Origin of the sequence: Bacillus sp. ZY-1-1, assembly GCF_003047165.1 — a bacterium.
In the GTDB taxonomy this organism is placed as follows: Bacteria; Bacillota; Bacilli; order Bacillales; family Bacillaceae; genus Bacillus; species Bacillus velezensis.
This window is the reverse complement of sequence record NZ_CP027061.1, coordinates 2,173,190-2,186,616: the sequence shown is the minus strand read 5'-3', so window position 1 is coordinate 2,186,616 and position 13,427 is coordinate 2,173,190. Positions and strand designations below refer to the sequence as shown.

The following is a 13,427-nucleotide window of genomic DNA, read 5'->3' as shown; positions in this document are numbered from 1 at the left end:
GTGAAGAACTTCAATAAGCAAATCACTTTATCGCTGAAAAATCCGTTTATTTTACATCATGACGTTTACGGACAAAAAGTCCTTCCGGGATTGGCTTATATTGATATGTTTTATCAGATTTTTAAAGAGCGCGGCTATTCATACGACGGGCTTCAGCTGCGCCATTTATCCATATATCAGCCGCTTATTGCGAAAGAAGACAGCGCCGTCAAGCTTACGGTTGAATGTACAAAGGTAAAAGAAGGGCGCTGGAAACTTACCGCAAAAGGGGCTGAGGTCAGCGGCGGCCGAGTCCAGCCGGAAGAACGTATTTACGTCAAAGCGGAAATGCACGAGACGGCACCCGCAGTTTTTAGTGACACGCTTGATCTTGACTCTGTCAAACGCGAGGCGGAATGCACCATCGATTTAAATGAGCTGTATGCACAATGCAGAGCCCAGGAATTGGTTCACAGCGGATATATGAAAGCGGAAGGAGAAGTGTTTGAGGAGCGGGACGGCGTCACCTTTGATGTATCGCTCGGAAAAGACGCGATGGGACAGGCCGAAGGGTTTTTGTTCCATCCGACTCTTCTTGACGGAAGCGGCGTCGGCGCAAACCTATTGATCTCCTCGCTGTTAAATGGGGAAAAGAGGCTGTTTCTGCCTCTTTTCTACGAATCTTTTACAGCTTCCGAACCTTTGCAGGCCGGCTGCATCACGAGAATCAAACGTTCGTCGCTTCGGCAGGAAAAAGAGCTCATTTACATTACACTGGAGTTTTTTAACACATCCGGCCGAAAAGTAGCCGAGCTGAAAGATTTCACAAGCAAGCTCGTGCGGGATGCCGAGCTGATCAATACAGACCGAAAGACTGCTGAGAAGTCTCCTGAAAAAGCCGGTTTACCGGAAGTTGCGGCATCGCTTGAAGGCGGACACCCGCATGAGGAAGCAGAACGGTTTGTCATGAATCTGATGGCTGAAAAAATCGGCAAGCCGCTTGAACAGATTGATTCACAAGTCGGCTACTATGAAATGGGGCTGACATCGTCCGGACTGCTTGACGTCGTCGAAACGATCAGCGAAAAAATCGGCGAAACCCTTTCTCCGACTTTGCTGTTTGAATATACGACGGCATCAGAGCTGGCGGCTTTCCTGACAGAGCAGTACGGAAGCCATTTCAGCGCGTCTCCTGCAAAAATAGAGAAGCAGGTTGAGAAGCAAACAGAAAGAAGACGGAAAAGCAGTGTTCCGCAAGATGAAGATATCGCGATTATCGGCATGGCCGGCCGCTATCCGCAGGCCGAAAATATTCATGAATTCTGGGAAAACCTGAAAGAAGGAAAAAACTGTGTCACCGAAATTCCGGAGTCTCGCTGGGACTGGCGCCGGTTTGAAAATGTAAAGTCGCCTTCCGGAAAGAGCATTTCAAAATGGGGCGGATTTATTGATGATCCGGATTGCTTTGATCCCCAATTTTTCCGGATTACGCCGCGGGAAGCTGAAACAATGGACCCTCAGGAACGGCTGTTTTTACAAACATGCTGGGAAACGATTGAGGATGCCGGATATACGCCGAAGTCGCTCGCAGAGGCGCGCGGACGGAATAAGAGACAGCGCGTCGGCGTCTTCGCGGGGGTGATGCATAAGGATTATACGTTGGTCGGGGCGGAAGCTTCTTCTGAAGATCATGTATTCCCGCTTTCTCTTAATTATGCGCAAATCGCAAACAGAGTTTCATATTTTTGCAATTTTCACGGGCCGAGCATGGCGGTCGATACGGTCTGTTCATCTTCGCTGACTGCGGTTCACCTTGCTGCGGAAAGCATTCGGCGCGGGGAATGTGAATCGGCGGTTGCCGGAGGGGTCAACTTGTCGCTGCATCCGAATAAATATCTGACATACGGTTTATGGGACATGTTTTCAACAGACGGGGTTTGTCATACATTCGGGAAAGACGGAGACGGCTATGTACCGGCTGAAGGAATCGGTGCCGTTTTATTAAAACCGCTGCGAGAGGCGGTAAAAGACGGAGACCGGATTTATGCGGTGATAAAGGGCAGTGCCGTCAACCACGTGGGGACAGTGAGCGGAATTTCCGTGCCGAGTCCTGTCGCGCAGGCCGATTTGATTGAAGAATGCCTGGACAAAGCGGGCATCGATCCGCGCACGGTCAGTTATATTGAGGCGCACGGGACGGGAACTTCTCTCGGCGATCCGATTGAGGTTCAAGGCCTTGTCAAGGCGTTCCGCCAGTACACACAGGACAAACAGTTCTGTTCGATCGGATCAGTGAAGTCCAATATCGGCCATGCGGAATCGGCGGCGGGCATCAGCGGCTTAAGCAAGGTTGCCCTGCAGCTTCACCATAAAACTTTGGTGCCGTCTCTTCATTCCGAGGAGCTGAATCCGTATTTAGATTTTGAACAATCACCGTTTTACGTCCAGCATCATACCGAAGCATGGCAGCAGCCATCAGTGACGGAAAACGGAAACGAGACCGTATATCCCCGGCGTGCGGGCATCAGTTCTTTCGGGGCGACAGGTTCAAACGTGCATCTCATTCTGGAGGAATTTATCCCTGAAGAATCACAGAGAACAGCGTATGAACCGGCAGAAGAACAGACTTTCATTTTCCCGGTTTCCGCCCGGAATGAAGAACGGCTAAAAGAGTATGTTGCGAAGCTGTCTTCATTTATTCATCCCGGCCTGCCGCTTGAGGATGCGGCATATACACTTCAGATCGGCCGTGAACAGATGGAGGAGCGGGTTGCGTTCACCGCTCAGAATATGACACAGCTCAAAGAGCGGCTGGAAGGCTTTCTGGCGGGTAAAACGGTCAGCGGATGCTGGCGGAACCGAGCCGATAAAAGCAATCAGGCAGAGCTTGCTCCGGACTTGATACATAAATGGCTTTCTTCCGGGAGTCTGGAGATGATTGCCGAAAAGTGGACCGGCGGAGGAACGATGGATTGGAATCTCTTGTACGGTGAAAACAAACCGAATCGGATCAGCCTGCCGACATATCCGTTTGAAAAAATCCGGTATTGGGTGCCGAAGGCGGAGAAAAGAGAATCGCTGCCGCAAAAAAGGGCAGGCATGCTGCATCCGCTCCTTCATGAAAATGTATCAAACATGTCAGGTGTTCGTTTCCGGTCCTCTTTTAGCGGCGGAGAATTTTTCCTGAAAGATCACGTCGTCAAAAACGAGCGGACGTTACCGGGCGCGGCTTATCTGGAAATGGTCCGGGCGGCCGTTGAACACGCGGCAGAAACGAAGGAAGAAGGAACAGTCCGTCTGAAAAACGTCGTATGGATACGTCCGTTTACAGCGGCGGATGAATCCGCAGAACTGTATCTCCGTCTTTATGATGAAGAAAATGGGGAGATGGGCTTCACGGTTTACGGTGAATCGGCTTCCTCGGAACAAGAGCCCGTTCTCTATGCGCAAGGAAGCGCGGCGTTTGTCCGAGGGGGCGAACCGGCCAAAATCGAGATTGACAAATTAAGAGAGTCACGCCGTCTGATCACACCTGACGCTTGCTATCAGGCATACAAACAGATGGGGATTGAATACGGGGATGCTCACAAAGCGGTCACGAAAATCTATGCAAAAGACAGCAAAGTGCTCGCGAAGCTCTCACTCCCGTCATCTATTTCTCATACAAAAGATCAGTTTGTCCTCCATCCGAGCCTTTTGGATGCGGCTTTCCACGCGACAATCGGGTTAATGCTTGACAGAGACGGAAATGACATAAGGCCGATGCTGCCGTTTGCTCTCGAACAGATTGATGTGTTGAAAAGCTGTAAAAGCGATATGTGGGTTTCCATTGCGTACAGCGGCGAAAGCAAGCCAGAAGATGCCGTGCAGAAGCTGGATATTGATGTATGTGACGAACAAGGCAATGTATGTGTGAAAATGACTGGTTATTCCGCACGGGAAATTGAAACGGATAAAACAGATACACTATTTTTTGAACACGTATGGGAAGAGAAGGCCGCTGTACATGAAAAAGCGCCGACTCATTTCAAAGCCCGTCACGTGATGATATCAGACCGGTTTACGGATCAAATGAACAGCATACAGACAGACTTCAGCTGTCACGTGCTCCGTGATCAGCATAAGAGTGAAGACGAACGGTTTGAAGCTTGTGCGCTTCAGGCGTTCGAAGAAGTGAAGAAAATTCTCGCTTCAAATTCCGGCGGGCGCGAGCTCATTCAGATTGTCGTGCCTCAAGAAGCGGATACGCAGCTCCTTTGCGGCTTAACGGGGCTTTTGAAAACAGCGGCGCTTGAAAACCCGAACCTGACCGGCCAGCTGATTGAATTGGAGCCGGACGTCAAGGCAGACACGCTGTCCCGATATGTAAAAGAATGCAGCGCTCATCCTGATGACAAACATATTCGCTATGAAAACGGCAAGCGCTATACGGCACAATGGCAGGAAACAGGGCTTGAACAGTTCGGCGCCGAAAAGCCGTGGAAGGATAAAGGTGTTTATCTGATCACAGGCGGTGCGGGCGGACTCGGATTTTTATTCGCCAAAGAAATCGCCCGGCATGCAAAAGACGCCGTGCTTATTTTAACGGGGCGTTCTCTGTTGGATAACCGTAAAAAAGACCAGCTTCAAGAACTGTCCGATCTCGGCGCGGAAGCCGTGTACAAACAAACGGACATGACGGAAAAACAAGAAGTTCAATCGCTCACAGCGGACATCTGCCGGCAGTACGGCGGATTAAACGGTATCATACACAGCGCGGGAATGATAAAAGACAATTATATTCTGAAAAAGCCCAAAGATGAAATCCGTGATGTACTGGCGCCGAAAGTCTCCGGACTGGTTCATCTTGATGAAGCGGCAAAGGACATTGAGCTTGATTTTCTGATTCTTTTCTCTTCCGGAGCCGGAAGCGCCGGAAGCGCGGGCCAGGCTGATTATGCGATGGCCAATGCGTTTATGAACGCCTTCAGTGAAAAAAGAAACCGTAAAAAAGCCCGAAATGAACGCTATGGACACACCCTTTCAATCTGCTGGCCGCTTTGGAAAGACGGCGGCATGACGGTTGACGCTGAAACGGAAGCGATGCTGACAAAAGAAAGCGGCATGGTCCCTATGAAAACAGAAAACGGCATCCATGCTTTGTACCGCGGGTGGGCGGCAAACACATCCCAAATCATGGTGACGGAAGGCTACGCCGCAAAAATCCGGGCGTTTCTGAATAAATCAGCGGATGATCAGCCGGATAAGGGCAGCGAAACGGAAGAACCGGCAGGTCTTACGGCAGACGGAGAGAACATGCTTGCAGAAAAAACGGAGCATTTCTTGAAACATGTGCTTTCGGAAGTAACCAAACTTCCTGTCGGCAAAATTGACGCCAAGGCGCCTATGGAAGATTACGGAATTGATTCGATTATGATTATGCATTTGACGGGCCGGCTGGAAAAGAGCTTCGGTTCATTGTCAAAAACATTGTTTTTCGAATATCAGAATATCGAATCGCTGGCGCAGTATTTTATGAAAGCACACCGGGACACGCTGCTGGAAGTGACCGGGCTGAAAACAGAAGAAACCCCTGCAGCCAAACCGGCGCTGTCTGAAAAAGCCGAAATAAAGCCCGTTTCCAAACGGAATGAAGGCAAAAAAGGCTTTGCGCAAGTCCGCACAGACACGCGGAAAAATCCAGTGACGGAGCGTGAAGATATCGCGATTATCGGTATATCAGGACGATATCCGCAAGCCGAAAATCTTCAGGAATTTTGGAAGAACTTGAGTGAAGGCACTGACTGCATAACTGAAATTCCAAACGATCGCTGGGATCACAGTCTTTATTACGACGCTGATAAAGATAAAGAAGGCAAGACGTACGGAAAATGGGGAGGATTTTTGAAAGACGTGGACAAATTTGATCCGCAATTCTTCTCTATTTCGCCTCGGGATGCAAAATTGATGGACCCGCAGGAGCGGTTATTCCTGCAATGTGTCTACGAAACGATGGAAGATGCCGGTTACACGCGCAAAAAGCTCAAGGAAAAATCGGGTGATTTGCTTGGCGCCAATGTCGGTGTTTACGTAGGCGTCATGTATGAGGAATATCAGCTTTACGGAGCCGAAGAACAGGCGCGCGGAAAATCGCTTGCGCTGACCGGAAATCCGTCATCTATTGCGAACAGGGCTTCCTATGTATTCGGTTTTAACGGTCCGAGCATGGCGCTGGATACGATGTGCTCTTCTTCTTTAACAGCCATTCATCTGGCATGCCAAAGCTTGCGGAACGGCGAATGCGAGACAGCATTTGCCGGGGGCGTCAATGTATCCGTTCATCCGAATAAATATTTGATGCTCGGCCAGAACAGATTTTTATCAAGCAAAGGCAGATGTGAAAGTTTCGGTGAAGGCGGGGACGGTTATGTGCCCGGTGAAGGAGTGGGAGCGGTACTCCTTAAGCCGCTTTCTAAAGCGAAAGCGGACGGTGATCATATTTACGGCCTGATCAAAGGAACGGCCGTAAACCATGATGGAAAAACAAACGGGTATTCCGTACCGAATCCGAACGCCCAAGCCGCGGTGATCAAACAGGCGTTAAAAGACGCGGGAACCGATCCGAGGGCGGTCAGCTACATCGAAGCCCACGGCACTGGGACTTCACTCGGTGATCCGATTGAAATCACGGGTCTGACAAAAGCCTTTTCAGAACAAACACAAGATAAACAGTTTTGTGCCATCGGCTCAGCAAAATCCAATATCGGTCACTGTGAAAGCGCGGCGGGCATCGCGGGTCTGACGAAGGTGCTCCTGCAAATGAAACATAAGAAACTCGCACCGTCACTGCATTCCCGGACGCTTAACCCGAATATTGATTTTCTCGCTACGCCGTTCAAAGTGCAGCAGACGCTTGAAGAGTGGAAAAGACCGGTCATAAATGAAAACGGAATAAATAAAGAACTGCCGAGAACCGCGGGGCTTTCCTCATTCGGAGCCGGGGGCGTCAACGCCCATATCGTCATCGAAGAATATACCGCTGATGAGGATAAGGAGACGGCTTTTGCCGCACCTCATCCGTCGATGATCGTCCTTTCCGCGAAAAATGAACAAAGGCTTCAAAAACGGGCGGAACGTCTTCTTGATGCGCTGCGGAGCGGGCGTTACCAAGAAGCGGATCTGAGCCGGATCGCATATACGCTTCAAATCGGACGTGAACCGATGGAAGAGCGTCTCGGAATGATTGTCAGCAATTTGCGTGAGCTTGAAGAAAAGCTTGACGAATTTACGGGCGGCAAGGAGTCAATTGACCGGCTCTACCGCGGACAAGTCAAACAGAATAAAGACACGATGGCGCTGTTTGCGGCTGATGAGGACATGGAAAAAACCATTGAGGCATGGCTTGAAAAAGGCAAAGCCGCAAAGGTATTAGAGCTTTGGGTGAAGGGCCTTCCGCTGAATTGGGATAAGCTGTATCAAATGGGCAGACCGCAAAAAATCAGTCTCCCGGCCTACCCGTTTGCAAAAGACCGTTATTGGATCGACACATCAGCTGATGCAGCTGTCAAAAGACCGGCCGAAACACAGTCTGCGCCGATCGCACCGGCGGCCGTCCCGGAACCGGTCATTGAAGTAGCAACTCTTCACGAGGAGACTGCCAAAGAAAAACCGTCAAACATTTCATTGCAGCCTTTGAGCGGCGCGAAACCGAAAAGAACCGTACAGTCTGCTTCCCGTCCGGCGGTATCCGCTGAAAAAGTAAGTGCCGAATTAACGGAAAGGTTGGCGGACGTGTTATATATGGATGCCGACGATATCGACGCAGATGACACATTTATTGATATCGGCATGGATTCAATCACAGGTCTTGAATGGATAAAGGCCGTTAATAAAGCGTACGGCACGTCCCTTACGGTGACGAAAGTATATGATTATCCGACAATCCGCCAGTTTGCGGCCTTCTTGCAAAAAGAGCTCGGGACAGAACCGATCCTTGAGGAAGCAGCCGAACCGCAGAAAACAGAGGCCGTAAAAAAACCGTCAAACATACTGCTGCAGCCTTTAAACGCTCATAAGCAGCATGTGATACAAGCAGAAGCGGATATTCTGGAGGCGATGTCTGAAACGGCAGCTTCCGCCGAACCGGAAGAACCGATTGAAGCGGTGCATGACGAGTTATCAAAAGCACTGGCTGATGTATTGTACATGGAGCGGCATGAAGTGGATATTGATGAGGCCTTTATTGACCTCGGTATGGATTCGATTACCGGTCTTGAATGGATAAAGGCCGTCAATAAACGGTACGGCACGGACTGTAACGTAACGAAAGTGTATGATTATCCGACAATCCGTCAATTTGCCGATTTTCTGCGTACGCAGCCGTCCGTCCGCGGCAGAAAAAAACAGGCGGTTCCCGTACGTCCAAAGCCGCTTACACAGCAAGCCGCCCCGCAGGAGAAAACACCTGCCGAGCCGGAGAGATTAACGGTTCAAAAGGAACCTGAACCGGTGCAGGCCAAACGGGAGCCTAAAGACGAGATAGCGGACGCGATAGCCATCGTCGGCATGTCGGGCAAGTACCCGGATGCGCCGGACCTAAAGGCATATTGGGACAACTTAGCCCATGCGAAAAACGCTATCCGCGACATCCCGCTTTCCCGCTGGGATGTAAACAAATACTATGATCCGGCCTTAAACAAGAAGGGCAAAGTATACTGCAGATCAATCGGTATGCTTGACGGCATTGAAGAGTTTGATCCGCTGTTCTTTAATATTTCTCCGTCTGAAGCGGAACTTATGGACCCGCAGCACCGGATATTTTTACAGGAAGGTTTTAAAGCCTTTGAAGATGCGGGTTACAGCTCAAAAGAATTAAACGGAAAAAATTGCGGCGTTTATTTGGGGATTATGAACAATGAATACGGAATGATGTTAAACAAACATCAGACAGGAGGAAGCGCGACGGGCAACAGTTTCAGCATCGCGGCGGCCCGCCTGCCTTATTATCTCAATTTGAAAGGGCCGGCCATTCCGATCGATACGGCATGCTCTTCATCTCTCGTCGGGACTCATTTGGCGCGTCAGGCGCTGTTGAATCATGAAATTGACATGGCCCTTGTCGGCGGCGTCACCTTGTATTTAACGCCTGAATCATACATCAGCATGTGTGAAGCCGGAATGCTGTCTCCTGACGGCCAATGTAAAGCATTTGATAACAGTGCGAACGGATTTGTGCCTGGCGAAGGCGCGGGGGCGCTCGTTTTGAAGAGGCTGAAAGATGCGGAAGCCGATCAAGACCATATTTACGGAGTCATTATCGGATCTGGAATTAACCAAGACGGAAAAACCAACGGCATTACCGCACCAAGCGCGAAAAGCCAAATGGATTTAGAGCGTCAAGTGTATGAAGCGCACAACATCCACCCTGAGAGCATCACCTATGCGGAAATGCACGGCACCGGCACAAAGCAGGGGGATCCGATTGAATTAGAAGCCTTATCTTCTGTATTCAAGGAAAAAACGGACCGCAAACAATACTGCGCCATCGGTTCGGTTAAATCGAATATCGGGCATACGTCGGCGGCGGCAGGTGTAGCAAGCGTCCAGAAGGTTCTGCTGTCGATGAAGCACCAGCAGCTTGTGCCGACCCTTCATTTCAGCACGCCGAATGAACATTTTGATTTCGATGACTCGCCTTTATTTGTCAATACCGAACTTAAACCTTGGGAAACAGGCGGAGCACCGCGGCGGGCCTGCGTCAGCTCATTCGGCTACAGCGGCACAAACGCTCATCTCGTTATCGAAGAGTATCAGCCGAAAGACCGGGGAAGCCGCAAGTCTGATGAGACAAACATTTTTGTGCTGTCGGCGAAAAAAGCGCCGCAGGTAAAAACCTATGCTGAGTCTGTGATCGAATTTGCAAAAGCCAATCAGAATATCAATCTTTCGGATATGGCATACACGCTTCAGACCGGGCGTGATGCGATGGATTACCGTCTTGCGGTTACAGCCGGTTCGAGAGAAGAACTGATCAGCCGTTTAACCGATTTTGTAAACGGAAATACGGGTGAAGGGATATATGAAACCCACATCAAAACGGCAAAAAAAGAAATCAAAGCATTTGAAACGGACGATGATCTGAAGCAGCTTGTCAGGTCGTGGTTCGATAAGAAAAAATACGCCAAAATAGCGGAATTGTGGGCCAAAGGGCTTCAGACGGACTGGGACAGACTCTATCAAGGCGAAAAACCCCGCAGAATCAGTCTGCCGGCTTACCCATTTGCGAAGGAGCCGTACTGGCTGCCTGAGCCGAAAGCCGTACCGCAGGAAACAGAAGACCGGCGCAAGGCTGTGCTTTTAGAAAAGCAATGGGTTCCGTGTGAGATCGATTCGGCCGGTGAGAAAAGCGGCAGGACGGTCATGATTCTGGCTGATGTAAGAACAGCGGAACTTGCCGAAGAGACTGCGAAGCATTTCGCTGACTCGTTCATTCTCCCGGCCGCTGACGCTGACACTGCAGCTAGCGATTGGAATCACATAGATGGCGTAATCGATCTGACGGGATGCGGAGACGAAGACCCTTCACTGGAAGGGATCAGCCGGCTCCAGACTCTGATTGATACAAGCCGCCGGCAAGCGCGGCCGCTGACGCTGCTATATGTAACAAAAGGCTTGGAGCCATTTCAGCAGAAAACGATTCATCTTGCAGGAGCGGCAAAAAGCGGCCTGTACAGAATGCTTCAAAATGAGTATCAAAACGTGACGTCCAGACACATGGATGCCGATACAGATACGGATCAGCAGACGCTTGCCAAACAGATTGCAGATGAATTTTCGGCGGACAGCACAGAACCGGAAGTCTGCCGCCGAAACGGACAAAGATACCGTGCTTTGTTCAGCGAGATTCCAAGCGGGAAGCGAGCAGAACATAAGCCAGCACCGTTTCCTGAAGACCATGTGCTTTTCATTACCGGAGGGACGAGGGGACTGGGTCTCTTATGCGCCCGCCATTTCACAGAAAAACACGGCGTGAAAAAAGTAGTGCTGACAGGCAGGGAGCCTATTCCTCCCCGTCATAAACGGTCAGCCGTTAATACGAGGCTGAGAGAGAAGATACGGGCGATTGAAGAGCTTGAAGCAAAAGGAGTGCAAGTGGCGGTGATCAGTCTGAAATTGTCTGATCATGATGCGGCGGCAGCGGAAATTGAAACGATCCGGCGCACGATGGGACCGATCGGCGGCGTCATTCACTGTGCGGGATCGGTTAATTCAGTAAATCCGGCGTTTATCAGAAAGACTGCCGACGACATACAAGAAGTGCTTGAACCGAAAGTCGCCGGGCTTCAAACATTAAGCAGCCTTTTCACAAATGATCCTTTGCAATTTTTTGTCTTATTTTCTTCAGTATCTGCAGTCGTTCCGGCGCTCGCGGCGGGACAGTCGGATTATGCGATGGCAAATGCGTACATGGATTATTTCGCGGCGGCTCATCAGCATCAATATCCGCTAGTCAGCATTCAATGGCCGAACTGGAAGGAAACCGGATTGGGTGAAGTCCGCACAGAAAACCTGAAGCAGACCGGGCTGCTGGGACTGTCCAACGCGGAAGGACTTGACTTGCTGGACCGCATTTTATCTGGAAACATCCGCCCGTCCGTTCTGCCGGCTATCGTTGATCGGAGCGAATGGCATCCCGACAGGCTGCTCTGTCAAGAGAAAAAACCAAAAGAGACTGAAGCCGTAATAAACGGCAAAGCCGCGGAAAAACATTCAGACAGAGAACTGCTTCTTGATACGAAGGCATGGCTTGTGAAACTGTTTTCCGATGAGCTGAAAATCGCTCCGGAAGATCTGGAAACAGACGAACCGTTTCAGGATTACGGGGTTGATTCGATCATTTTAGCGCAGCTTTTACAGCAAATGAATCAAGCGCTCAAAGAGGATTTAGATCCGTCTGTTTTATATGAACATCCGACGATTGACGCGTTTGCCGAATGGCTTGTATCCAATGGGCAGCCGCTGCTTGCAGAAAGGGAGGAACCTGATACGGAAATCTTGGTTCCGGCTGCCGTACAAACGGTTCACACTGAGCAAAAGCGTGCTGCCGTAACTGAAGACATTGCCGTCGTCGGAATGAGCTGCCGTTTTCCGGGAGCGGAATCGTTAGAACAATATTGGGACTTGCTGAGAAGCGGCAGGTCCGCAATCGGCTCCGTCCCGGCGGAACGTTTCGGATATGCAAATCAATATGTTGCGGGATTGATTGACAATATGGATCACTTTGATTCCGAATTCTTTTTCATTCCGGAAAACGACGCGAAAGCGATGGACCCTCAGGCGTTGGCGGTGCTGGAAGAGAGCTTGAAACTTTGGTGCCATGCCGGCTATACCCGTGAAGAAATCAAGGGCATAGAGGCCGGTGTGTATATCGGAGGCCGCAGCCAGCATCAGCCTGATCCTGAAAGTCTTGCGAATACCCGCAACCCGATTGTTGCGGGCGGGCAGAATTATTTAGCGGCAAACGTTTCGCAATTTTTTGATCTGCGCGGGCCGAGTATCGTGCTTGATACGGCTTGTTCATCAGCTTTGACAGGAATGAACATGGCCGTTCAGGCACTGAGAAGCGGCGATATCAAAGCGGCGGTAGTTGGCGGCGTCAGCCTGCTGAACACAGATGCGGCGCACCGGATGTTCCAAGAGCGCGGGCTGTTAAACGAGAAACCGGCATTTCACGTATTTGACAAGCGTTCAGGCGGAGTGGTCCTCGGTGAAGGCGTCGGCATGGTGCTGTTAAAAACAGTAAGCCAGGCGCAAAAAGACGGCGATACGATACACGCGGTCATTAAGGCTGCCGCCATGAACAATGACGGCAGAACGGCAGGCCCGTCAGCCCCGAATATGCAGGCGCAAAAGAACGTTATGCAAAGCGCGCTTCTCAAAAGCGGCAAAAAGCCGGAAGACATCACTTATATCGAAGCAAACGGATCGGGTTCCGCGGTGACTGATTTGCTTGAGCTGAAGGCGATTCACTCCGTATACCGCTCAGGTCAGCATGTTCCGCTCGGCATCGGGTCAATCAAGCCGAACATCGGGCATCCGCTTTGCGCAGAAGGCATTGCAAGCTTCATTAAAGTCGTATTAATGCTGAAGCATAAACAAACGGTTCCGTTTCTCTCAGGAGACGAACCGATGCCGCATTTTGATATAACAAAGACAGATTTTCACTTTCATAAAACAGCCGGCGAATGGGATGCAGCCAGACCGTCAGCAGCCATCAACTGCTTTGCCGACGGCGGAACGAACGCCCACGTCATTCTGGAAGCTTGGGAAGAAAAAGATACCCGATTGAAAAGAAAGCCGCTGCCGGTACCGTCATTAAGACGTAAGGCTCTGGTAAAAGAACCTGTCGTACGAGCGGAGAAACAAGAGCTTCCTGCGAAAAAAATGTTTTGGAAAGCATTTAAATAAGA

General features: G+C 50.3%; 1 protein-coding gene. It reads left to right on the top strand.

Features of this window, described 5'->3' with window-relative positions:
• Positions 1-13,425 (top strand): type I polyketide synthase, encoded by a 13,425-nt coding sequence (locus C5I45_RS10920; RefSeq protein WP_107994391.1) that lies wholly within the window; start codon positions 1-3, stop codon positions 13,423-13,425.
• Positions 13,426-13,427: the final 2 nt, after the last annotated feature.